This window comes from Nonomuraea sp. NPDC003560 (assembly GCF_042878785.1).
Taxonomy (GTDB): Bacteria; Actinomycetota; Actinomycetes; order Streptosporangiales; family Streptosporangiaceae; genus Nonomuraea.
On the sequence record NZ_JBIAOF010000002.1, the window covers coordinates 366,522 to 386,405 of the forward strand.

Consider the following 19,884-nt stretch of genomic DNA (forward strand, 5'->3'; position numbering starts at 1 on the left):
GTCCCGCCTTCCCCGGGGATGGGGTCACGGCAGCAGGAGCTCGGCGTACACCGGACGGTGGTCGCTGCCGACCGGCGCGAGCACCCGGAAGTCCCGCACCGCCATGCGGTCGCCGGCCAGCACGTGGTCGATCGTCACGCCGGGCAGCGGCCCCCATCCGCCCCACGTCGTGGACAGGCCGCGGCCCATGGCGTCGGCCGCGTCGCGGTAGCCGGCGGCCAGCAGCTCGCGGAGCGGGAGGTGGTCGAGGGTGGCGTTGAAGTCGCCGGCCAGCACGCGCAGCCGTCCGCCGCCGCGCGGCAGGCGCTCCAGCCCCGCCAGCCAGCACGGCTGCCTCCCCGTCCGCTTGGGGGCGCACGGATGCACCGAGACGATCTCCACCCGGGCTCCGCCGGGGTGCGTCAGCACGGCCGTGGCCTGGCCGAACCCGCCCTCCTCGATCAGCTCGCCGGCGGTGAGGGGATGGCGGGCGTACACGGCCGAGCCGCCCACGCCCTTGGCGGGCCACGTCGCCGCGTACGGCAGCAGCTCGCGCAGCCCGGCCGCCGCCAGCCGCCGCTCGGCGAGGGGCGTGAACTCCTGCAACGTCAGCACGTCCGGCCGCAGCGACCTGACCTGCGCGGTCAGCTCGGCCGCGTCGGCCGTGCCGACCAGCAGGTTGGCGGCCAGCACGCGCAGCGGCGCGCCGCGGGCGTCCGGCGCGGGGTCGGGCAGCGCGCGGGGCAGCACCGCGACGCCCAGCGCCAGCACCGTGACCAGCGCGACCGCCCCCGCCGCCCACCGCCGCAGCAGCCCGGCGAGTACCAGGCCCAGTGCCGCCCCCACCGCCGCGTGCGGCGTGAACGCGACCACCGGCACCCACGGCCAGTCCGGCTCGAACCCGCTCAGGCGCACCGCCGCCCAGACGGCGAACGGCGTCACCGCGATCCAGCTCATCCAACTCGTCCAGCTACGCACGTTCTGTATCGCCATATGTCGTGAAAGGCGTTCACGGCGTGAGAAAGTGTGCTGCATGCGCGACGTGGAAGCCCGGGTCCTGAACGCCATCGACGAGGCGGAGACCGTCGGCCTGCTGGCCGAGACGGTGCGCGTCCCGAGCGTCACGGGCACCGACGCCGAGTCCGACCTCCAGCACCGCTTCGCCCGCCTGCTCACCGAGGCCGGCCTGGACGTGGACGTCTGGAAACTCGACCTCGCCGACCTCACCGCGCGCGCCGGTTTCCCCGGCACCGAGGCCCCCAGGCAGGAGGGCTACGGCGTCGTCGCCGTGACGGAGGGCGAGGGCGTGCCGGCGCTGGCCCTCCAGGGCCACGTGGACGTCGTCCCGACCGGCGACCTGGCCAAGTGGGAGGGCAGCGACCCGTTCGCCGCCCGGATCACCGGCGACGTGCTGCACGGCAGGGGCGCCTGCGACATGAAGGCCGGCCTGGTGGCCAACCTGGCCGTCGTGCGGGCGCTGAAGCGGGCGGGGGTGCGCCTGGCCAGGCCCCTCGCGGTGCACTGCGTGATCAGCGAGGAGGACGGCGGCCTCGGCGCGTTCGCCACCCTGGCCAGGGGCCACACGGCGGAGGCCGCGGTGATCACCGAGCCCACCAGCGGCGCGGTCATCACCGCCAACGCCGGCGCGCAGACCTTCCGGCTGGAGATCGCCGGCCGCGCCGCGCACGGCGCCACGCGGTACGAGGGCGTCAACGCGATCGAGGTCTTCTGGCCGGTGTTCGAGGCGATCAGGCACCTGGAGGCCGAACGCAACCGGGACGTGCCGGAGCTCTTCGGCGCCAACCCCATGCCGTACCCCATCGAGGTCGGCACCGTGCGGGCGGGCGACTGGGCGAGCACCGTGCCGGACCTGCTGGTCGCCGAGGGACGCCTCGGCGTGCGCCTGGACGAGGACCCGGCCGCGGCGCGGGCGGCCTTCGAGGAGGCCGTCGCCTCCACCGGCCATCCGTGGCTGCGGGACAACCCGCCTGCGGTGACCTGGCCGGGCGGCCAGTTCGCCAGCGGCCGGCTGCCCGCCGGGCACGAGCTGCTCGGCGCGGTCAACCAGGCCGTCGCCGACGTCGCGGGCCGCCGTCCGGCCGAGGCCGCCGCGCCGTACGGGAGCGACCTGCGCCTGTACGCGGCGGGCGGCGTCCCGACCCTGCACTACGGCCCGGGGGACGTCCGGTTCGCGCACGCGCCCAGGGAGCAGGTCGAGCTGGCCGAGCTGCGCGAGGTCACCCGCGCGCTGGCGCTGCTCGCGGTGCGCCGCTGCGGCGTCCTGTGAGCAGTTCCCGGTACGACGGTCACAGGGACGACTCGACCGGCAGGCCGGCCCCGACCCAGTCCTCGATGCCCTCGACGTACCGGCGCACGTCGGTGTAGCCGAGCGCGGTCAGCCGGTTGGCCACGGCCTTGCTGTTGCCGCAGGCGGGGTTGGAGCAGTAGGTGACGATGGTGGCGTCCTTGTCGGGCAGCAGCTCGGCGGCGCGCTCGGCGACCTCGCCCTCCACCAGGGCGACGGCCCCGGGCAGGTGCTGCTGGGCGTAGTAGGAGCCGCCGAGCGTGTCGAGCACGGTCACGCTGCCCAGACGGGCGTGCAGCTCCTCGCGGGCGATGGTCATTGTGGCCTCCGAGCGAAATGGACTAGAGTCCGGATGTGTGAATGGCCAGGAACCTAACGGACCGCAGTCCGGTTCGTCAAGCGAGCCGCTGGAGCTGCTGACCGGCAAACCGGTCAGGGAACGCGCGGACGCGGCCCGCAACAGGGAGAAGGTGCTCGCGGCCGCCGCGCGGCTGTTCGCCGAGAAGGGCGTGGAGGCCGTGTCGATGGACGCGGTCGCCGCCGAGGCGGGCGTCGGCAAGGGCACGCTGTTCCGCCGGTTCGGCGACAAGTCGGGGCTGGCGGTGGCGCTGCTGGACGCCCGGGAACGCGACCTGCAAGAGCGCGTGCTGTCGGGGCCGCCGCCCGTCGGCCCCGGCGCTCCGGCCGCCGAGCGCCTGACCGCCTTCACGGCCGCCTACCTCGACTACCTCTACGCCCACCTGGACCTGGTGCGGATGTCCGAGACGGCCAGCCCGGGGGCCCGCTACCGCATCGGCGCCTACCGCTTCTGGCACCGCCACGTCGCGATCCTGCTGGCCGAGGCCCGGCCCGGCGCCGACGCCGACGTGCTCGCCCACACCCTGCTGGCCGCGATGGGCGCGGAGGCGGCCGGGGTGCTGCGCGAGGAGTACGGCCGCGAGCGCGCGACCGCGGGCATCACGGCCCTGGCCGCCGCCCTCGCGCAGCCGGTCTAGCTCAAGCGGTCTGGCTCAGGCGGGGGCGGCCACCCGCCGCCGCGCCTCGGGCACGATCATCGGCGTGCCCGACTGCGGGTCCTGGATGATCTCGCACCGCAGCTCGAACACCCGGTGGACCAGCTCGGGCGTGACGATCTCGGCCGGCACGCCCTCGGCCACGACCTCGCCGGCCCGCATGACGATCAGGTGGGTGGCGTACCGGCACGCCTGGTTGAGGTCGTGCAGCACGGCGACCATGGTCCGGCCGGCCTCGTGCAGGTCGGCGCAGAGGTCGAGCACCTCGATCTGATGGGAGATGTCCAGGAACGTGGTGGGCTCGTCCAGCAGCAGGATCGGCGTCTCCTGGGCCAGCGCCATGGCCAGCCACACCCGCTGCCGCTGCCCGCCGGACAGCTCGTCCACGATCCGGTCGGCGAGCCCGGCGACGTCGGTCGCGCGCATGGCCTCGGCCACGGCCGCCTCGTCGGCCCTCGACCACTGGCGCATGAGCCGCTGGTGCGGGTAGCGGCCGCGGGCCACCAGGTCGGCCACGCTGATCCCGTCGGGCACGATCGAGCTCTGCGGCAGCAGGCCCAGCCGCCGCGCCACCTCCTTCGACGGCAGCGCGGTGATCACGCTGCCGTCCAGGTGCACGGCGCCCTTCCTGGGCCTGAGCATCCTGGCCAGCGCGCGCAGCAGCGTGGACTTGCCGCACGCGTTCGGGCCGATGATCACGGTGAAGGACTCGTCCGGGATGGCCACGCTGAGCTCGGTGGCCACGACGCGCTGGTCGTAGGCGAGGGTGAGGCCGGTGCCCGACAGGCGGTGGTCAACCATCAGTGACGGTCCTTTCGCAGGAGCAGGGCGAGGTACGTGCCGCCGACGGCGGCGGTGACCACCCCGACGGGAAGCTGGGTCGGCGCGAGCAGCCGCTGGGCGACCAGGTCGGAGGCGGTCAGCAGCACCGCGCCCATGAGCGCAGAGGCACCCATCGTGACGCCGGGTGAGCGGGTCAGCCGGCGGGCGATCTGCGGCGCGGCCAGCGCGACGAAGACGACGGGCCCGGCCGCCGCGGTGGCCACGCCGGTCAGCAGCACCCCGGCGGTGATGGCCGCGGCCCGTACGGCCTCGACCTTGACGCCCATGGCCCGGGCCGCGTCGTCGCCCATCTCGATCATCCGCATCGGCCGCGCCACCAGCGCGCACACCGGCAGCAGGACGGCCAGCGCCACCGCGACCGGGATCGCGTGGTCCCACCCGCGCCCGCCGAGGCTGCCGGTCAGCCACGCGCCCGCGGTGGCCGCGTCGTTGATGTTGGCCCTGGTCAGCAGGTAGTTGTTGACCGCCAGCAGCAGCGTGTTGGCGCCGATGCCGACCAGCACCAGCCGGTAGCCCTGCACGCCGCGGCGGAAGGCCAGCGCGTAGACCAGGACGGCGGTGACCACGCAGCCGGCCAGCGCGCCGCCCGCGATCGTCATGGCCGAGCCGCCCGCGACGACGGCGAGGATGCCGCCCGTCGAGGCGCCGGCGGTGAAGCCGATGAAGTCGGGGCTGCCCAGCGGGTTCTTGGTCAGGCTCTGGAAGATCGCGCCGCCCGCCCCGAACGCCGCCCCCACCAGCAGCCCGGTGACCACGCGCGGCGCCCGCAGCCTGCTCACGATCAGCTCGGCGACCGGCGTGCCCTGGCCGAACAGGGCGTCCAGGATGTCGGGCACGGAGACGGTGAACTCGCCGGTGGCGATCGCCGCCACGCCCACCCCGCAGCCGACCGCCACGAGGGCGGCGCAGACGAGCAGGGACCGGGGCGCGAGCCGGACGGACCAGGGGCCGAGACGTACGGTCACAGCGCCGCCACCCGCCTGCGCCGGGCCAGCAGGATGAAGATCGGCGCGCCGATCACCGCCCACACGATGCCCACCTGCACCTCTCCCGGACGCGCGATCAGCCGCCCGACGACGTCGGCGCCCAGCAGCAGCACCGGCGCGGCCAGCGCCGAGTACGGCAGCACCCACCGCTGGTCGCCGCCCACCAGCGCGCGCACGGCGTGCGGCACGACCAGCCCGACGAACCACAGCGGCCCGGCGGCGGCGGTCGCGGCCCCGCACAGCAGCGTGACGGCCACGCCGGTGAGGACGCGCGTCCTGCCGACCGCGACGCCCAGCGAGCGCCCGGCGTCGTCGCCGAGCGAGAGCATGTTGAGCGGCCTGGCCAGCGTCAGCCCGAGCGCCAGCCCCGCCACCATGAACGGGGCCAGCCGCACCAGCGTGTCCGCGTCCTGCCCGGCCAGCGAGCCGGTCAGCCAGAACCGCATCCGGTCGAAGGTCTGCGCGTCCATGCGCAGGATCGCCGAGGCGACGGCCGTGAACACCATGCCGAGCGCGACCCCGGCCAGCGCCAGGCGTACCGGTCCGGCGCCGGAGCGGCCGGCCGCGGCCAGCGCGTAGACGACGACGGAGGCCACCGCGGCGCCGCCGAAGGCGAACCAAACGTACACGGCGGGGTCGGAGAGGCCGAACAGGCCGAGCGCGAGCGTGACGCCGAGCGCGGCGCCCTCGTTGATGCCGAGCAGCCCCGGGTCGGCCAGCGGGTTGCGGGTCAGGCTCTGGATGAGCGCCCCCGCCAGGCCCAGCGTCGCGCCGACGCCGATGCCGAGCAGCGTGCGCGGGATGCGCAGTTCGCGGATGACGACGTGGTCGCTGGAGCCGTCGGGGGCGAGCAGCGCGTCGATCACCGTCGAGAACGGCACCGACCGCGCCCCGAGCGCCACGCTCGCCATCGCCACCAGCGCCAGCACCCCCGCGGTCACGACCAGCCCGCTCACCAGCACGGACGCTGACCGGCGCGGCCGCGGCCCCTCCCCGGTCACCGCCGCGGAACCGGATCGGTGTTCCACGGTCCCCGCCGGACGCCCGCCGGCGGGCTCAGCCGTGTCCTCAGCCGTGTCCTCAGCCGGGCGCACCCGACCCCCTCTCGTAGCGGTCAAACTTAGGCAAGGCTAATCTAATGTCTCCGTAAGAAGGCAAGCCTAACCTTAGGAGCTGGACATGTCGGGACCGGTATTCGCGCGCAGAGGCTTCCTGGCCGCCACGGCAGGGCTCGCGGCGGCCCTGGCACTGTCGGCCTGCGGCGGCGGCACCCGGGCGGCGGGCGACGGCGGCGCCACCGCCTCGGCCGCGCCCGCCGCGCAGGGCTGGACGTTCACCGACGACCGCGACAAGAAGCTGGACCTGCCCAAGCGCCCGTCCCGGGTGGTGGCCCAGGTGGGCGCCGCCGCCGCGCTGTGGGACTTCGGCGTGCGCCCGGTCGCCGTCTTCGGCCCGCACAAGCTCGCCGACGGATCCAGGGACCCGCAGGTCGGCAACGTCGACATCGCCAAGGTCGAGGGCCTGGGCAACGTCTGGGACGAGTTCAACGTCGAGAAGTACATCTCCCTCCAGCCCGACCTGCTGGTCAGCAGCATGTACGTCAAGGGCGACCTCTGGTACGTGCCGGCGAAGTCGAAGGAGACCATCGAGCAGGTCGCCCCCACCGCCGGCGTCATGCTCACCGGCCGCAGCGCCACCCAGGTGATCGGCAAGTACGAGGAGCTGGCCAGGTCACTCGGCGCCGACCTCCAGGGCGTGCCCGAGGCCAAGGCCCGCATGGAGGCCGCGACCAAGGAACTGGCCGCCTTCAAGGACCTCAAGATCCTCATGATGTCCGGCGGCGCCGACGCCATGTGGGTCGTCAACCCGCCCGAGTACCCCGACATCGTGCATCTCACCGAGAACGGCCTGGACGTCGTCAAGCCCGCGAAGGTGGACGACGGCGGCTTCTTCCAGACCCTGAGCTGGGAGAACGCCGACACCTACGACGCCGACGTGATCCTCTACGACACCCGCACCCAGTCGCTCAAGCCCGAGGAGATGCTGAAGAAGCCCACCTTCGCCAAGCTCCCGGCGGTCAAGGCGGGCCAGTTCTACCCGTGGCGGGCCGAGGCCCCCTTCAGCTACCAGGGCTACGCCACGTTCCTGGAGGAGCTGGTGGCGAACCTGAAGAAGGCCAAGAAGCTTCAGTAGGCCCCGCGCACCTCGACGATCTCGGCGAGCGGGAACTCCAGGTAGTCGCCGGCCTCCTCGCACCAGGCGTCGAGCGCCCCGGCGCGCAGCTCGCCGTGGCTGATCGTGGCCGTGAGGCCGTCGGCCAGCGTGATGGCCGCCCGCACCCCACGGTCGACGACGAAGCCGAGCAGCGACTGCTGGGCGGTCGGCAGCCTGGTCGCCATCCTGCCGATGACCGCCCAGGTGCGGCCGTGCTTGCCGGAGTCGTCCCGGCCGGCCGCGACCAGGCGGCGGGCGTGCTCGTGCGGGTCGGGGGCGGGCTCGGCGATCACGTACGGCGCGTGCGGCTGCGAGCCGGGCGTGAACTCCGACAGCTCGGCCACCTGCCCGCCGGGCAGCAGGATCAGCTTGCCGTTGTGCGGCTCCTCGGCCCTGGCCCGGTGGATGGTGATCTCCCCGGTGTCGGAGACGGGCACGGGGGAGTAGCCGTTCTCGCGCAGGGCGGCCAGCGTGCGCTCGGCCGGGGCCGCGCTGATCAGCACCGTGGGAGCCAGCAGCCGCAGGCCCAGCCGGGCCAGCCGCCGGTGCCCGGCGATCTCGGCGAGCAGCGCGGTGTCGCCCGCCTGCACCACGCAGCCGACCGTGGAGACCGTCACCTCGCCGTGCCGGCGCGCGGTGTCGCGCACCAGGTACTCAAGGGGCTGCGGGATCGTGCCGACCGTGGCCAGCTCGTCGAGCAGCTCGTCGGCGTCGTAGCCGTGGTCGAGCGCGCCGCGCACGCTCTCGGTGGTGAAGCGCCACACCGAGGCCGCGCCGCGCGACTCGCGCTCGGCCACCCGGTCGAGCAGCGCGGCCAGCTCTGCCGACGGCGGCCCGGTCACCACCGCGGTGAGGTCGGGGCCGAACAGCGCGCTCCTGCGCACGCTGGCCAGCGCCCTGGTGGACGCCTCGGCCAGCACCGGATCGTGCTCGACCTGGGGGACGGCGTCGTCGTTCTCGTCGCCGGGGTCGGCGGTCAGCCCGGCCAGGGCGCGGCCGAGGTCGGTGAGCGCGCCGTTGGCCAGCAGGCCGAGCAGCGTGGCCTCCTCCAGCACGGCCGGCGCGCACTCGGCCAGCAGCGCCTGGTCGAGCAGCGGGGCGTGCCAGTGGACGTTGCGCACGAGGCTGTCGCGGTCGGCGAAGGCGGTGCCGGCCGGCAGATGGGCCAGCGCCGCCAGCACGGCCCTGCGCACCCTGGCCACCGCGCTGCCCGAGGGGTCGTCGCCGAGCACGGTGGCGTACTTGCCGTCGACCTTGCGCAGGGACGAGCGTTCCATCCGCCACCACGCCGACAGCAGCACCCGCAGCCGGGCCGAGCCCTCGTCGAGCCGCCAGCGGTCGAAGCGCTCGGTGGGGATCATGCCGCCCGACTGCTCGTCCCAGGCCAGCAGCCTGGCCACCGCGCAGACCTCCAGCAGCAGGCGGGTCTCGTCCTCGTCGCAGCCGGTCTCCTTGGCCACCCTGCGGACCTCGCGCACGCCCACGCCGCCGGTCTTGAGCAGCGGCAGCGGGGTCTTGGAGGTGTTGTCGAGCAGGGCCGCGCAGCGCTCGACCACGTGCGGGGCGGCCAGCGTCATCAGGTGGTCGACCTCCTCGGGGTCGACCGGGATCGAGGCCACCTCGGGCGCCTCGGGCTGGAACGGCGGATGGTAGCCGGGGCCGCGCAGGCACAGCGCCACCTCGCGGGGGATCTCGGCGACGTGCCAGCTCGGGCGGAACAGCAGGCCGTGGTCGGCGCACCACTTCTCCGGCGTGCCGGGGGTGACGAACCGGCCGCCGTCGACGTCGCGGGCGGGGCCGTCCCAGGCGAGGCGGCCGAGCAGCGCGAGGGTGCCGTCGGGGGCGGTGGCCGTCAGCCGGTCGAGGCGGCCGGGGTCGGACAGCAGCTCGATGACGCGGGCGATCGTGCGCCGCTTGTTGCCGTGGGCGGGCAGGCCGAGCACGCGGGCCAGAGCGCGCAGGGCGTCGTTGCTGATCGTCCAGGAGTTGAGGTAGTGCTCCAGGGGCTCGCCCAGGCCGAGCGGCGCCGCCCACCAGCGCGCCACGCCCTCGGCCAGATGGATCACGCCGTCGGCGTCGGGCCAGGCCAGCGCGTGGTCGTACAGATGGTCGAGCCAGGGGGCCACCGTCCGGCCCGGGACGCCGAGGAAGGCGGCCAGCCCCTCGGGCGTCGGCCGGCTCATGGTCAGGCCCGCCTCGGCCAGTTGCAGGGCGGGCAGCGGCAGCCCCCGCATGGCCTCCATGACGGCGAAGCCGTTGCCCAGGCGCTGGGCCAGCGTGTCGAGCCTGCGGGGCCAGGGCGGCGCGATGGCGTCGGGCCTGTTGGCCAGGATGCGGGCAAGCCGGTTTTCGTCTAGTGTGCGCAGCCAGCCGAGCAGGTGATCTTCCATCTGTCAGCACTCTCATGGGGTCGCGTGGGACTCACCGTGAGCCATGACCATCCACGGTAGTGCAGAGCACCCCTCTCTCAGGAGAGGACTGCCCAGACGATCTTGCCGTGGGGCGCGAGTGCCGACCACCCCCAGCGGAGGCTGAGTGATTCGACGATGTGGAGACCCAGGCCGCCGGTGTCAAGGGGGCCAGGGTATCGCAGCACGGGCACCGAGGTGCCGGGATCGGTGAACGCGCTGGTGACGAGCGAGCCGCGGCGCACCAGGGACATGTGGACCGGGCGCTGGCAATGGGGCTCGTCGAGACGCAGACCGTGGCGCAGGGCGTTGGTGGCGAGCTCGGAGACCACCAGTTCCATGTTCTCGGCCAGCTCACCGAGCCCCCAGCCGGACAGGGTCCCCGTGGTGAAGCTGCGCGCGGAGTGGACCGAGGAGGCGGTGGGCGGGAGCACGTACGTGGCGCTCGCGGACGGGCCGGTCACCAGGAGATCGCGAGCCGCCTCCGGCCACCAGCCGACGGGCGGCCACCAGTCGAACGTGGTCCACTGGCCGGACGCCGTGGTGGATTGCACGTGATCATTCTGCGGCAATCTCTCGTGCAGGTGCAAGAGCGAATGCACGTGCAGACAACTCGTGCAACCGCTACGGTTCTCCTCAGATGGTCAATATGGGGGAAAGGGGATCTTGTCCGCGGCCCATGATCTTTCGGCCGCCAAGTGACAGACTGTGTCTTCAAGGAAACGACACAAGGAGCAGCACGTGTCCATTGATCCGCCCGGCTCCGGCTCGACCGTTCGGCGCATCATGCTGGGTGCGAGCCTCAGGCGCCTGCGCGAGGCCTCTGGGCTCGACCGCGGCCAGGCCGGGTTCCACATCCGGGCGTCCGAATCCAAGATCAGCCGCATGGAGCTCGGGCGTGTCGGGTTCAAGACACGTGACGTGGAGGACCTGCTCACCCTGTACGGCGTCGTCGACGATGCCGAACGCCGTGCCCTGCTGGAGATGGTCCGCGAGGCCAACACCCCCGGGTGGTGGCACAAGTACTCCGCCGAGCTGCCCTCGTGGTTCACGACGTACGTGGGCCTGGAGGAGGCCGCGAGCGTGATCCGTACCTATGAGGTGCAGTTCGTGCCCGGCCTGCTGCAGACGGCCTCGTACGCGCGATCGGTCTTCCAGCTCGGCAATCCCGACGCGAGTCCGGACAAGATCGAGCGCCGCGTGCACATGCGCATGCAGCGCCAGGAGCGCTTCACCCAGAAGGACGGCCCCAAGCTGTGGGCCGTCATAGACGAGGCGGCGCTCAAGCGGACCATCGGCGGGCGAGAGGTCATGTCCGAGCAGCTCCAGCATCTGCTGGAAGTCGCCGCCCTGCCCAACATCACCCTCCAGGTGATGCCCTTCAGGTTCGGCAAGCACGCCGCCGAGGGGGGCGCGTTCAGCATCTTGCGGTTTCCCGAGTCCGATTTGTCGGACGTTGTCTACGTCGAGCAGCTCTGGGGTGCCCTGTACCTGGACAAACGTGAGGACATCGACCCGTACCTCACCGCCATGGAGCAACTGTGCGTGGAAAGCACCACGCCAGGGGGCACCGTCGAGCTCATCGGCGGTCTTCTCAGAAAGATGTAGATGAACCACACCTACAACGGCATGCCCGCGGCCGACCTCACCCAGGTCGCCTGGCGCAAGAGCCGCTACAGCAACTCGCAGGGCAACTGCGTGGAGCTCGCGGAGCTTCCCGACGGAGGGATCGCGGTCCGCAACTCGCGCTTCCCCGACGGTCCTGCTCTCATCTATACCCGCGACGAGATCCGGGCCCTGGTGCTCGGCGCGAAGGACGGCGAGTTCGACGGCCTCCTCGTGTAACAGCCTGTTCACCTCCGGCGCGCTCCCTTAACGGGGGCGCGCCGGTGGCGTAACCGGCGGGGAATTTCCGCAGGTCAGGATGGCGACATGCTCGACCGGATGAACCTGTACCCGATCGCCGACGACGTGCTGCTCGCGCCGGGCGGCAAGGTCGTGGTCCGCACGTACGGCGTGGCGCCCGCGGGCGCCGCCATCTCCTACCGCACCTGGGTGACCGGCCTGCGCGACCAGCCGCGCTACTGGCACTGGGGCCACTTCGAGGACGCCGCCTCCGGGCACCGCCGGGTGCTGGAGTGGCTGACCGGCAGGGGGCCGCGGCCTTCCCAGGCGCTGACCTGATCGCTATCCTCGTGCCAAGCAAATGCTTGGTAGAGGAGGCGTGGTGCGGCGCGCGATCCACCTGCTCGAAGAGGTCGACTTCCGGCCGATGAACTCCAGGCGGCCGCTGGAGTACCTGACCTGGCTGACCCGCTACAAACGCGAGGACGAGAGCCGCGCCGAGCCCGCCCTGACCACCGGCATGTCCATCAGGTCGCGCGAGATCGACCTCGTCGGCGCCTTCTACGCCGTGGGCATCACCGGCCACCCCCAGTTCAAGGCCGTCACACTGTGGGACTGCCACGGCGGGTGGGACGGCGGCTGGCGCCAGATGATGGACATCTACCAGGGCGTGGACGAGCGCCTGTTCCTGTCCGACATCGACGACCTGCGCTTCTCCGCCTTCTCCAGACCGCTCGGGGCCGCGCCGGGCTGCCCGCCGCTCGCCGACGCCCCCGCCGCCGAGTTCTACCTCTTCGAGAGCGCCCGCGTCCGCCCCGGGGTCGCGCTGGACTACCTGGACGCCGTCCGCACCGAGCGCGCCCCGCTGCTGGCCGAGCACGGCCACACCCTGACCGGCCTGTACGAGGTGCTGTTCTGCGACACCGAGGCCGTCACCATGTGGGCCGTCTCGCTGGACGACCACCTGGCCACCCAGCGCGCCCGCGACGCCGCGCTCGGGCTCGACGACGAGGTCCCGCCCGATTCCCGGCTGCTCGACTGGGGCAGGCGGGCCCGCGGCTACCTCGAAGGCCCCTGGCGCGAGACCCTGCTCGCGCCGTTCCCCGGCAGCCGTCTGGCGCGGGAACCGCGGCCGGGCTAGCGTCGGCTGCGGAGGCAGCCATGACGGACCCGTACCTCTACGGCGTGGGCGAGGCCGGGGGCGTGGCGTCCGTGACCGTGCCGTACGCCGAGCAGGTGGCGCTCATGGACGACCTGCTCGCCGAGCTGAGCCCGGCCCAGTGGGACGCGCCGATCGCCCGGCACGGCACGGTCCGCGACCTGGTCCGGCACCTGGCCGCCAACGACGCCACCGTGGCCTTCTTCATGGGCCTGCCCGGCGCGGGCGCGGCCTCGGAGCACCGGCGCTGGCGGGAGCAGGCCGGGGCCCTGCTGGAACGGCTCTCCAGGGCCGGGGAGGTGCTGCTCGGGGTGGAGGTGGCGCTGGCGGGGGTGCGCCCGGCCCGCGCGCCGCTGCGCCAGGCCCTGGTCCAGCGCACGTTCGAGACCTGGACGCACGCCGACGACATCAGGGCCGCGACCGGCCGCCCGCCCGCGCCGCCGCACGCCGGGCACGTGCGCCTGGTCGCCGAGTTCGGCCTGGCGCTGCTGCCCCGGGCGCTGCGGGGGTCGCGCCGCGACGTCTCGGTCACCGTCGTGCTGACCGGGCCAGGGGGCGGCACGTGGACGGTCCCGCTCTCGCGCACCCCGGGCCGGGACGCCGGGCTGATCTCGGCCGGCGCGGTGGACTTCTGCCGGCTGGTGGCCGGCCGGTGGCCCCCGGAGGCCTTCCCGCACGCGTCGGAGGGCGACCAAGAGCTCACCCGCGACCTGATCCGCGCCGCCGCCACCCTCGGCTGCGACTGACGGGTCTCAAGGGGCCGCGACCCCGGCGTTCCGGCTCAGGCGACCGGCGAGTTCCAGCTCAGCAGCACCGGTTCGGCGTGCTCGAAGCCGAGCCGGGAGTAGGTGCCGGTGTCGAGCCGCAGCAAACGGCCGTCCGCCGGGTCGAGGCCGAGCCAGCGGGCGGCCAGCACGCGCAGGAAATGGCCGTGCGCCACCAGCACGACCCGCCCCTCGGCCCCGCGGGCCCGCTCGATCACCCGGTCGGCGCGCGCGGCCACCTCGGCGGCGCTCTCGCCGGGATGCTCGGCGTCGCCGGGGATCACGCCGTCACGCCACAGGTACCAGCCGGGCCGGGTCTTCCTGATGTCCGGCGTGGTGATGCCCTCGTAGCCGCCGTAGTCCCACTCCCACAGGTCGGGGTCGACCTCGTAGTCCGTCAAACCGGCCAGCTCCGCCGTACGGCGGGCCCGCTGCGCGGGGGAGACCAGCGCCAGCCCGAACGCGGACGCCTTGACCAGCGGCGCCAGCGCCCTGGCCTGATCCTCCCCCTCGGGCGTCAAGGGCAGGTCGGTACGGCCGGTGTGCCGGCCGGCCGTGCTCCATTCGGTGGCTCCGTGCCTCAGCAACAACATCTCATCCATGAGGTCCATCATCCGGCAGAGCCGCCAGCTCCTCGACGACAGGGGTGAAGGCGGCCAGGTCACGCTCGTGGTGCAGCACGAAGTAGGTGACGCCGTGCGCGTCGCGCCAGTGGCGCAGCTTGTCCGCGATGTCGCGGCGGGTGCCGAGCAGCACCTGCGGCGTGTCGCCGAGCCGGGAGCTGTCGGCGGCGCTCCACGACTCCTCCGGCTTGCGCTCGCCCACCTGCATCACGCTGGTGCCGATCTCCAGCAGGTGGTGGCGGGGGCTCCGCCGCAGCAGCGCCAGCTTGGCGAGGAACGCCTCCGGTCCGGCGTCGCGCGGGTCGGGGCCGGTGCCGTCCGCCTTGACGCGGGTGCCGAGGTTGACGATGTCGGCGTGCTCGGAGGCCAGGGCCAGCATGCGGGGGCCGCCGCCGCCCAGCAGGATCGGCGGGCGCGGGCGCTGCACCGGCCGCGGCTCCTGCTCCAGCCCGGCCAGGCGGTAGTGCGCGCCCTTGTACGTCAGCGGGCCGCCGTCCCACAGGCCCTTGATCACCTCCAGGGCCTCGCGCAGCCGGTCGAGGCGCACGCCGGGCGGGTCCAGCCGCAGCCCGGCCCGGTCGTACTCGTCGGCCATCCAGCCGGTGCCGAGGCCGAGCTCCAGGCGTCCGCCGGAGAGCAGGTCCAGGGTGGCGGCCTCCTTGGCCAGCACGGCCGGGTGCCGGAAGTCGTTGGCGAACACCAGCGTGCCGACGCGCAGCCGGGTGGTGGCGCAGGCCGCCGCCGTCAGCGCCGCGACGGGCGCGAAGCGCGGGCCGACCAGATGGTCGGGCACCAGCAGCACGTCGAAGCCGGACGCCTCCAGCCGCCTGGCCCGCTCGGCCCACTCCTTGCCGGACCGCGCCCCGCGCAGCACCGCACCGAACCTGAACTGTCGCACGGCATCCTCCTCGACCCGGATCTTACCAAGCGCTTGCTTGGAGTGGCACACTGGTGGCCATGGAGATCCCGGTACGCCAGGCGACGGACGACGAGGTGGCGTTCTTCGGCGAGCACGGCTGGGTCCGCCTGGACCGGCTGGTCGCCCCGGACACGGTCGGCGAGCTGCGCGAACGGGCCCGCGAGCGCCTGCGGTCGCGCAGCCGGGCCGGGGACACGCCGGTCGACCGGGCCTTCGGGCAGTCCCGCGACGTCGCCGCCGAGGACGAGCTGTTCGGCGCGCTGAGCACCAGCCCGGCCATGGGCCGCAACGCCGTGCGGCTGCTGGGCGGGGTGCGGGCCGTGCGCGTGCAGGTCACCAACCTGCTGGTCAAGGAGCCGGGCGAGCACGGCGCCACCGAGTTCCACCAGGACTTCCCGTGGATGCCCATGGACCGCTCGGCCATGCTGACCGTGTGGCTGGCGCTGGCCGACGTGCCCGCCGACATGGGGTCGCTGCGCTTCTACAGCGGCTCCCACCGCTGCGGCCTGCTCGGGCGCAGCTTCACCCGCGCCGGGGACGACCAGCTCAGCCAGCATCCCTGGCTCGCCGAGCTGGAGCTGTCGCCGCCGCTCGACCTGCGGGCCGGGGACGCCACCGTGCACCACGCGCTCACCGTGCACGGCGCGCCCGCCAACCGGCGCGACGCCGCCCGCCTGTCGTTCACCGTCACCTACTTCGACGCCGACGCCCTCTACACCGGGCTGCCGTACCGGCAGACCGACGGGCTCGGCCTGGAGGTCAACCGGCCCTTCGAGCACGAGAGGTTCCCGTGCCTGAGACCGTGAGGGGGCCGGTCGCCGACCTCGGGGCGACGCTGATGCACGAGCACGTGTTCGGGCTCAGCCCGGAGATCCTGTGGAACTGGCCGGACGTCCCGGAGGGCTGGGACCTGGAGCGGCGGGCGCGGGAGGCGGCGGCCAAGCTCGACGCGCTCAAGGCCGAGGGCATCGACACGATCGTCGACCTGACCGTCGTCGGGCTCGGCCGGTACGTCCCGGCGGTCCAGCGGGTGGCCGAGCTGACGTCGGTGAACATCGTGGCCGCCACCGGGCTCTACACCTACGACGCGCTGCCGCCGTACTTCGGCAACCGGGGGCCGGGGTCGCTGTTCGGCGGCCCGGACCGGCTGGCCGAGTTCTTCGTCCGCGACCTCGCCGAGGGGATCGGGCGGACCGGGGTGAAGGCGGCCATGCTGAAATGCGCCTCCGACCACCTCGGCATGACCAAGGGGTGCGAGCGGGTGTTCCGGGCCGTGGCCGAGGCCCACCTGGCCACCGGCGCGCCGATCACCACGCACTCGCACAGCGCCTCCAGGGGCGGGCTGGAGCAGCAGCGGCTGCTCGGCTCGCTCGGCGTGGACCTGGAACGGGTGGTGATCGGGCACGCGGGCGACTCGACGGACCTGGCGTACCTGGAGGAGCTGGTGGCGGGCGGCTCCTACCTGGGCATGGACCGGTTCGGCATCGAGACGATCAGCTCGTTCGAGGACCGGGTGGCGGTGGTGGCGGCGATGTGCGAGCGCGGCCACGCCGGAAAAATGGTTCTAGGTCATGATTCGTACTGTTTCAATGACCGGTTCGACCCCGACGTCGTACGGCGTCGCCACCCGAACTACCACCTCCTGCACATCTCCCGCGACGTCGTGCCCGAACTGCGCAGCCGCGGCGTCACCGGCGACCAGCTCCACCAGATGCTCGTCGACAACCCCAGGAGGATCCTGCGATGACCTCTGCGACGACCCCCGCCTCGGCGCAGGACTTCGACGTCGCCGCCGACTGGCACGTCGCCGCGCCGTACGACTTCCTGCGCCGCCTGCGCGCCGGACGGCCGGTGTTCCGCAGCGAGCACCTGGGCGCGTACGTGCTGACCCGCCACGCCGACGTGCGCGCCGCGTACGGCGACCCGGCCCGCTTCTCCTCCGAGGGGTCGCTGACGATCTCCCGCAGCCTCACCCCGCAGACCCGCGCCAAGCTGGGCGAGCACGGCTCGTTCCTGTCCAGCTTCGTGGCCAACGTGGACCCGCCCGACCACACCCGCCTGCGCCGCTCGGTCTCCCGGGCCTTCACGCCGCGGGCCGTCGCCGCCATGGAGGAGCGCTTCCGGCGGCTGAACGAGGACGTCCTCGACCGGGTCGCGCCGAGGGGCCGGGCCGACTTCGTCGCCGAGATCGGGCACGAGCCGTCGGTCAAGCTGACCGCCCGCTTCATCGGCGTGCCCGCGGCCGACGAGGCGTTCGTGCAGGCGCACGTCAAGGACTGGTTCATGCTGTTCCTGTCGCCGCAGCCGCCGGCCCGCCAGCTTGAGCTGGCCGACAGCTTCCTGGCCTACCTCGACTACGTCGACCGCCTGGTGGCCGCCCGCGCCAAGGACCCGCAGGACGACTTCACGTCACTGATGACCTCGCTGATCGGCGACGAGCTGAGCCATCGGGAGGTCGTCGAGCTGATCTCCACGATCCTGCTCGGCGGCAACGACACCGTCCCCAACCAGCTCGGCAACAGCGTCCTGCGGCTGCTGCGCGAGGACGCCTGGCCGGTGCCGCCGGCCCTGATCCCGGGGGCGGTCGAGGAGTGCATGCGGATCGACGGCGCCTCCCTCGGCTCCTTCCGGCACGCCGTCCAGGACGTCGTCCTGCACGGCGTGACGATCCCGGCGGGCTCGCTCGTCCTGCTCTCCACCGACTCCGCCGGGCACGACGAGACCGTCTTCCCCGACCCGGAACGGTTCGTGATCGACCGTCCCAACGCCGCCGACCACCTGGTCTTCGGGTACGGCATCCACTTCTGCGTCGGGGCGGCGCTCGGCCGCCTGCAGCTGCGCACCGCGCTCGACGTCCTCGGGCGCCGCCTGCCCGGCCTGCGGCTCGCCCCGGACGCGCCCGTCGCCTACCGCAGGTCGCTGGTGGGGCGGGGGCTGAGCGCGCTGGAGGTGGAGTGGTGACCGCGGATCCCCCGAACGGGCGGTTCGGCGGGCGGGTGGCGCTGGTGACGGGGGCGGGGTCCGGCATCGGCGCGGCGTGCGCGGCCCGGCTGGCCGCCGAGGGCGCCCGGGTGGGCGTGCTCGACCTGCGCGCCGCCCCGGCCCGGGCCACCGCCGCCGCCGTACGCGCCCGGGGCGGCGCCGCCATGGCACTGACCTGCGACGTGTCCGACGAGAAGCAGGTGGCGGAGTCGGTGGCCGCGCTGGTGGCCGCCTTCGGCCGGGTGGACGTGCTGCACTCCAACGCCGCCTGCCTCGACCGCGACGTCTACGGCCGCGACCGCGACCTGACCGCCATGGACGCCGCCGTCTGGGACCGCACGATGGAGGTCAACCTGCGTGGCGCGATGCTGCTGGTCAAGCACGTCGTCCCGGTGATGCGCGACGGCGGCGCGATCGTCCTGACCTCCTCGGTGTCGGGCCTGACCGGCGACGTGGACCACGCCGCGTACGGCACCTCGAAGGCGGCCCTGGTCGGCTTCACCCGCTACGTCGCCACCATGTACGGCGCCCGCGGCATCCGCTGCAACGCCGTCGCCCCCGCCCTGGTCATGACCGCCGCCGCCGAGCGCGCCCTCACCCCCGGGCAGCTCGCCGACAAGGCCGCCGAACGCCTCCTGCCCTGGCCCTGCGCCCCCGAGGACGTCGCCGACCTGGTCGGCTTCCTGGCCTCGGCCGAGTCCCGCTGCATCACCGGCCAGACCATCGCCCTCGACGGCGGCACCCTCGTCCACCGCCCGGAACACGCCATCCACCGCTCCCGCGCCTGACCGCAGGGGCCGGTGGGCGGGAGCCCGGACAGAGGATCTAAGGTCTGGAGAAAAGCGGACTAAGGGGGACGGATGGAGCCGGTCGCGGTCGGGCTGATCGGGGCAGGGCCCTGGGCGGAGATGGCGCACGCGCCGATGCTGGCCAAAGGCCCCCACACCCGGCTCGCCGGCGTCTGGGCCCGCCGCCCCGAGCAGGCCGCCAGGCTCGGCGCCCCCGTGTACGAGCGGGTCGAGGAGCTGTTCGACGCCTGCGAGGCCGTGGCGTTCTGCGTGCCGCCCGGCGTGCAGGCCGAGCTGGCCGTCCGCGCCGCCCACGCGGGCAAGGCGCTGCTGCTGGAGAAGCCGCTCGCCGACTCCGTCGAGGGGGCCATGCGGGTGGCCGAGGCCGTGGCGGAGACGGGCGTGCCCTCGCAGATGATGCTCACCATGCGCTACGCCACCCCGACCCGCACGTTCCTGGCCCGCTGCGCCGAGATCCAGCCGTTCGGCGGGCACGCCGCCAACATCTCCGGCGCGCTGCTCGGCGGCAACCCGTTCGCCACCCCGTGGCGGCTGGAGCGCGGCGCCCTGCTGGACGTCGGCCCGCACGTGATCGACCTGCTCGACGCCGCGCTCGGCCGGGTCGTCGGCGTGCGCGCGCACGGCAACCCGCTCGGCTGGACCGGCCTGCTGCTGGAGCACGAGGGCGGCGCGGTCAGCGAGGCGTCCCTGTGCATGGCGGCCGTCGGCGATCTGCCGCCCTCGACCTTCGAGGTGTACGGCAGGACCGGCAACGCCGTCCTGCTGCCCGGCGACGAGGACCCCTTCGAGGTCGTGGCCGAGGAGTTCGCCCAGACCGTCCGGCGCGGCGGCGGCCACCCGCTGGACGCGGCGCACGGCCTGCGCCTGCAGGAGATCATCGCCGCCGCGGAGGCGCAACTCGACGCCTGACCCCGAGACCCCTTGACGTCGAGGACGTCTGGGGCATTGATAACGTTTGTCCGACGCGCAGTGCTGCAGCGAAGTCCGGTGCGATTCCGGCGCTGTCCCGCAACTGTCATAGCCAGGTCGCCTGCC

Annotated in this window: 22 protein-coding genes; 13 read left to right on the forward strand and 9 right to left on the reverse strand. The window is 73.6% G+C overall.

The window, feature by feature from the left end; genetic code table 11:
* Positions 1–24: 24 nt before the first annotated feature.
* Complete coding sequence (locus tag ACFYUV_RS07025) at positions 25–936, reverse strand: endonuclease/exonuclease/phosphatase family protein (RefSeq protein ID WP_387665893.1); 912 nt, start codon at positions 934–936, stop codon at positions 25–27.
* 76 nt (positions 937–1,012) lie between these two features.
* Here ACFYUV_RS07025 and ACFYUV_RS07030 point away from each other — a divergent pair, with 76 nt between their 5' ends.
* Complete coding sequence (locus ACFYUV_RS07030; protein ID WP_387665895.1) at positions 1,013–2,266, forward strand: ArgE/DapE family deacylase; 1,254 nt, start codon at positions 1,013–1,015, stop codon at positions 2,264–2,266.
* A gap of 19 nt (positions 2,267–2,285) precedes the next feature.
* Here ACFYUV_RS07030 and ACFYUV_RS07035 read toward each other — a convergent pair whose 3' ends face one another.
* Positions 2,286–2,603: a rhodanese-like domain-containing protein gene (locus ACFYUV_RS07035; protein ID WP_387665897.1), complete on the reverse strand. Its 318-nt coding sequence runs from the start codon at positions 2,601–2,603 to the stop codon at positions 2,286–2,288.
* Positions 2,604–2,640: 37 nt separating this feature from the next.
* Here ACFYUV_RS07035 and ACFYUV_RS07040 point away from each other — a divergent pair, with 37 nt between their 5' ends.
* On the forward strand, positions 2,641–3,279 hold the full coding sequence (locus tag ACFYUV_RS07040; RefSeq protein WP_387665899.1) for a TetR/AcrR family transcriptional regulator: 639 nt from the start codon (positions 2,641–2,643) through the stop codon (positions 3,277–3,279).
* A 15-nt stretch (positions 3,280–3,294) separates the two neighbouring features.
* On the opposite strand, the gene ACFYUV_RS07045 is transcribed toward ACFYUV_RS07040, so the two are convergent.
* Genes ACFYUV_RS07045 through ACFYUV_RS07055 form a run of 3 tightly spaced genes read right to left on the reverse strand, consistent with a single transcriptional unit; the run spans position 3,295 to position 6,082 of the window.
* Positions 3,295–4,098, reverse strand: a complete 804-nt coding sequence (locus tag ACFYUV_RS07045; protein ID WP_364332118.1) for an ABC transporter ATP-binding protein — start codon at positions 4,096–4,098, stop codon at positions 3,295–3,297.
* Positions 4,098–5,105, reverse strand: coding sequence for a FecCD family ABC transporter permease (locus tag ACFYUV_RS07050; RefSeq protein WP_387665902.1), 1,008 nt, complete (start codon positions 5,103–5,105; stop codon positions 4,098–4,100). Before ACFYUV_RS07050 ends, ACFYUV_RS07045 begins: the two co-directional genes overlap by 1 nt.
* Positions 5,102–6,082 carry a FecCD family ABC transporter permease gene (locus tag ACFYUV_RS07055; protein WP_387665904.1) on the reverse strand — a complete coding sequence of 327 codons (981 nt, stop codon included), beginning with the start codon at positions 6,080–6,082 and terminating at the stop codon, positions 5,102–5,104. Before ACFYUV_RS07055 ends, ACFYUV_RS07050 begins: the two co-directional genes overlap by 4 nt.
* A gap of 223 nt (positions 6,083–6,305) precedes the next feature.
* Between ACFYUV_RS07055 and ACFYUV_RS07060 the strand changes: the two genes are divergently transcribed.
* On the forward strand, positions 6,306–7,319 hold the full coding sequence (locus ACFYUV_RS07060; RefSeq protein ID WP_387665907.1) for an ABC transporter substrate-binding protein: 1,014 nt from the start codon (positions 6,306–6,308) through the stop codon (positions 7,317–7,319).
* Here the strand turns inward: ACFYUV_RS07060 and ACFYUV_RS07065 are convergent.
* Both ACFYUV_RS07065 and ACFYUV_RS07070 read right to left on the reverse strand, forming a co-directional pair.
* Complete coding sequence (locus ACFYUV_RS07065; RefSeq protein WP_387665909.1) at positions 7,313–9,730, reverse strand: helicase-associated domain-containing protein; 2,418 nt, start codon at positions 9,728–9,730, stop codon at positions 7,313–7,315. The genes ACFYUV_RS07060 and ACFYUV_RS07065 overlap by 7 nt on opposite strands.
* A 77-nt stretch (positions 9,731–9,807) precedes the next feature.
* Positions 9,808–10,302, reverse strand: a complete 495-nt coding sequence (locus ACFYUV_RS07070; protein WP_387665912.1) for an ATP-binding protein — start codon at positions 10,300–10,302, stop codon at positions 9,808–9,810.
* A 232-nt stretch (positions 10,303–10,534) separates the two neighbouring features.
* On the opposite strand from ACFYUV_RS07070, the gene ACFYUV_RS07075 reads away from it, so the two are divergent.
* The 5 genes from ACFYUV_RS07075 to ACFYUV_RS07095 all read left to right on the forward strand — a co-directional run bounded on the left by ACFYUV_RS07075 (position 10,535) and on the right by ACFYUV_RS07095 (position 13,498).
* Complete coding sequence (locus ACFYUV_RS07075) at positions 10,535–11,356, forward strand: helix-turn-helix transcriptional regulator (RefSeq protein ID WP_352323686.1); 822 nt, start codon at positions 10,535–10,537, stop codon at positions 11,354–11,356.
* The gene (locus tag ACFYUV_RS07080) at positions 11,357–11,593 is read left to right on the forward strand and encodes a DUF397 domain-containing protein (RefSeq protein ID WP_352323675.1); all 237 of its coding nucleotides are present in this window, start codon (positions 11,357–11,359) and stop codon (positions 11,591–11,593) included.
* Between the two features lie 87 nt (positions 11,594–11,680).
* Positions 11,681–11,932, forward strand: coding sequence for a hypothetical protein (locus tag ACFYUV_RS07085; RefSeq protein ID WP_358302432.1), 252 nt, complete (start codon positions 11,681–11,683; stop codon positions 11,930–11,932).
* A gap of 43 nt (positions 11,933–11,975) precedes the next feature.
* Positions 11,976–12,734, forward strand: coding sequence for a hypothetical protein (locus ACFYUV_RS07090; RefSeq protein WP_387665915.1), 759 nt, complete (start codon positions 11,976–11,978; stop codon positions 12,732–12,734).
* Positions 12,735–12,754: 20 nt separating this feature from the next.
* The gene (locus tag ACFYUV_RS07095; RefSeq protein ID WP_387665917.1) at positions 12,755–13,498 is read left to right on the forward strand and encodes a maleylpyruvate isomerase family mycothiol-dependent enzyme; all 744 of its coding nucleotides are present in this window, start codon (positions 12,755–12,757) and stop codon (positions 13,496–13,498) included.
* A 35-nt stretch (positions 13,499–13,533) separates the two neighbouring features.
* On the opposite strand, the gene ACFYUV_RS07100 is transcribed toward ACFYUV_RS07095, so the two are convergent.
* On the reverse strand, positions 13,534–14,118 hold the full coding sequence (locus ACFYUV_RS07100) for a histidine phosphatase family protein (RefSeq protein WP_352323671.1): 585 nt from the start codon (positions 14,116–14,118) through the stop codon (positions 13,534–13,536).
* Positions 14,111–15,037, reverse strand: a complete 927-nt coding sequence (locus ACFYUV_RS07105) for a TIGR03621 family F420-dependent LLM class oxidoreductase (RefSeq protein ID WP_387665920.1) — start codon at positions 15,035–15,037, stop codon at positions 14,111–14,113. Before ACFYUV_RS07105 ends, ACFYUV_RS07100 begins: the two co-directional genes overlap by 8 nt.
* A gap of 59 nt (positions 15,038–15,096) precedes the next feature.
* On the opposite strand from ACFYUV_RS07105, the gene ACFYUV_RS07110 reads away from it, so the two are divergent.
* The 5 genes from ACFYUV_RS07110 to ACFYUV_RS07130 all read left to right on the forward strand — a co-directional run bounded on the left by ACFYUV_RS07110 (position 15,097) and on the right by ACFYUV_RS07130 (position 19,758).
* A complete protein-coding gene (locus ACFYUV_RS07110; protein WP_387665923.1) occupies positions 15,097–15,864 on the forward strand; it encodes a phytanoyl-CoA dioxygenase family protein in 768 nt (255 codons plus the stop codon).
* On the forward strand, positions 15,849–16,805 hold the full coding sequence (locus ACFYUV_RS07115; protein ID WP_358302417.1) for a phosphotriesterase-related protein: 957 nt from the start codon (positions 15,849–15,851) through the stop codon (positions 16,803–16,805). The genes ACFYUV_RS07110 and ACFYUV_RS07115 overlap by 16 nt, the downstream gene beginning before the upstream one ends.
* Positions 16,802–18,019 carry a cytochrome P450 gene (locus ACFYUV_RS07120; protein WP_387665926.1) on the forward strand — a complete coding sequence of 406 codons (1,218 nt, stop codon included), beginning with the start codon at positions 16,802–16,804 and terminating at the stop codon, positions 18,017–18,019. The genes ACFYUV_RS07115 and ACFYUV_RS07120 overlap by 4 nt, the downstream gene beginning before the upstream one ends.
* Positions 18,016–18,828, forward strand: a complete 813-nt coding sequence (locus ACFYUV_RS07125; protein ID WP_387665929.1) for an SDR family NAD(P)-dependent oxidoreductase — start codon at positions 18,016–18,018, stop codon at positions 18,826–18,828. Before ACFYUV_RS07120 ends, ACFYUV_RS07125 begins: the two co-directional genes overlap by 4 nt.
* Before the next feature lie 72 nt (positions 18,829–18,900).
* Complete coding sequence (locus ACFYUV_RS07130; protein ID WP_387665931.1) at positions 18,901–19,758, forward strand: Gfo/Idh/MocA family protein; 858 nt, start codon at positions 18,901–18,903, stop codon at positions 19,756–19,758.
* Positions 19,759–19,884 lie beyond the last annotated feature (126 nt).

What these genes read in the sequence shown, in the direction of transcription:
- ACFYUV_RS07060 (WP_387665907.1), top strand. Translation starts at nt 6,306, where the DNA reads ATGTCGGGACCGGTATTCGCGCGCAGAGGCTTCCTGGCCGCCACGGCA.
- ACFYUV_RS07130 (WP_387665931.1), top strand. Translation starts at nt 18,901, where the DNA reads ATGGAGCCGGTCGCGGTCGGGCTGATCGGGGCAGGGCCCTGGGCGGAG.
- ACFYUV_RS07100 (WP_352323671.1), bottom strand. Translation starts at nt 14,118, where the DNA reads ATGGATGAGATGTTGTTGCTGAGGCACGGAGCCACCGAATGGAGCACG.
- ACFYUV_RS07080 (WP_352323675.1), top strand. Translation starts at nt 11,357, where the DNA reads ATGAACCACACCTACAACGGCATGCCCGCGGCCGACCTCACCCAGGTC.
- ACFYUV_RS07035 (WP_387665897.1), bottom strand. Translation starts at nt 2,603, where the DNA reads ATGACCATCGCCCGCGAGGAGCTGCACGCCCGTCTGGGCAGCGTGACC.
- ACFYUV_RS07025 (WP_387665893.1), bottom strand. Translation starts at nt 936, where the DNA reads ATGAGCTGGATCGCGGTGACGCCGTTCGCCGTCTGGGCGGCGGTGCGC.
- ACFYUV_RS07045 (WP_364332118.1), bottom strand. Translation starts at nt 4,098, where the DNA reads ATGGTTGACCACCGCCTGTCGGGCACCGGCCTCACCCTCGCCTACGAC.
- ACFYUV_RS07065 (WP_387665909.1), bottom strand. Translation starts at nt 9,730, where the DNA reads ATGGAAGATCACCTGCTCGGCTGGCTGCGCACACTAGACGAAAACCGG.
- ACFYUV_RS07120 (WP_387665926.1), top strand. Translation starts at nt 16,802, where the DNA reads ATGACCTCTGCGACGACCCCCGCCTCGGCGCAGGACTTCGACGTCGCC.
- ACFYUV_RS07085 (WP_358302432.1), top strand. Translation starts at nt 11,681, where the DNA reads ATGCTCGACCGGATGAACCTGTACCCGATCGCCGACGACGTGCTGCTC.
- ACFYUV_RS07030 (WP_387665895.1), top strand. Translation starts at nt 1,013, where the DNA reads ATGCGCGACGTGGAAGCCCGGGTCCTGAACGCCATCGACGAGGCGGAG.
- ACFYUV_RS07095 (WP_387665917.1), top strand. Translation starts at nt 12,755, where the DNA reads ATGACGGACCCGTACCTCTACGGCGTGGGCGAGGCCGGGGGCGTGGCG.
- ACFYUV_RS07075 (WP_352323686.1), top strand. Translation starts at nt 10,535, where the DNA reads ATGCTGGGTGCGAGCCTCAGGCGCCTGCGCGAGGCCTCTGGGCTCGAC.
- ACFYUV_RS07110 (WP_387665923.1), top strand. Translation starts at nt 15,097, where the DNA reads ATGGAGATCCCGGTACGCCAGGCGACGGACGACGAGGTGGCGTTCTTC.